This window comes from Autumnicola tepida (assembly GCF_031846485.1).
Classification (GTDB): Bacteria; Bacteroidota; Bacteroidia; order Flavobacteriales; family Flavobacteriaceae; genus Autumnicola; species Autumnicola tepida.
The window spans coordinates 1-1,262 of the sequence record NZ_JAVRHQ010000074.1 but is presented as its reverse complement, the minus strand read 5'-3'; the positions used below and the strand labels follow the sequence as shown (position 1 = coordinate 1,262).

Genomic DNA, 1,262 nt, shown 5'->3' with positions numbered 1-1,262 from the left:
CTGTCATTCCGGCGGATGCTGACCCCTTTAGAAAATAAAAAATAGCTGACTGGGAAAATTATTCCGGAGCATGTTGACCCCTTCGAATATTATTCTGGAGCATGCTGACCCCCAGCTTTTTGTATTGGTTTTGGTTTATTTGATGGATTCATCAAAAGATAAGTAATGGCCGGAAAACCAAAACGAATGAGTCAAGTAAAACAAATACTCCGTATGCATAAGCAGGGCAAGGGCATAAAAACCATCGCCAGGACCCTCTCGATCAGCAAGAACACTGTAAAAGGATATGTAAAGAAGGCACGGGCATCAACCCTCTCCATTGAAGCGCTGCTAAATTTGGAAGACCCGGTACTGGAAGGGAAATTATGGCCTGGCAACCCGGCCTACAAAGACGAGCGTTACGAGCAACTTAAGACGCAACTGGAATACTACAGCAAAGAACTTAAAAAGGTTGGGGTTACCCGGCAGTTGCTCTGGGAAGAGTATAAAACAGGAAACCATTATTTTTATAGCTATGGCCAGTTCTGCTGGCACCTCCAGCAATACCTGCGCAGCGGGAAGCCATCTATGGTATTGGACCATAAGCCCGGAGATAAACTTTTTATTGACTACGCCGGAAAGACTTTATCTTATATTGACAGGGATACCGGGGAGGAAATCAAGGCCCAGGTATTTGTAGCCTGTCTGCCGTATTCCGATTATTGCTTTGCCCTGGCCGTGCCCAGCCAGAGGCTGGAAGATTTTATTTATGCCCTGGGCTGTTGTTTAAAAGATCTTGGCGGGGTTCCCCAGACTCTGGTACCGGACAACCTGAAGGCAGCCGTGATAAAGGCCAATCCTTACGAGCCTGACCTTAACCGTGCCCTGGAAGACTTTGCCAACCATTATGGCACTTCGGTCACCCCGGCACGTCCCAGAAAGCCCCAGGACAAATCTTTGGTAGAGAACCAGGTGAAGCTGATCTACAACCGGGTATATGCCAAATTACGCAAGCTCACTTTCTTCGACCTTCCTTCTTTGAACAAAGCCATTGCCCAAAAAGTCAGGGAACATAACCAAACCCGTATGCAACAGAAAGATTACTGCAGGGAAGAAAAGTTCCTGGCCGATGAAAAACATACCCTGCAGCCGTTACCGGAAACAGCCTTCGAGATCAAATACTATCGGGAACATAAAGTGGCCAAAAACAATCACATTTACCTGGGGATGGACAAACACTATTACAGCGTTCCCTATACTTACATAGGGATGAAGGTCAAGGT

At 46.7% G+C, this 1,262-nt stretch carries 1 protein-coding gene; it reads left to right on the top strand.

All coding sequences use genetic code 11. From position 1 onward, the window contains the following. Nucleotides 1–186: 186 nt before the first annotated feature. The coding region (gene istA, locus RM553_RS19405; RefSeq protein WP_311536620.1) for an IS21 family transposase at nucleotides 187–1,262 on the top strand (1,076 nt) is incomplete at its 3' end.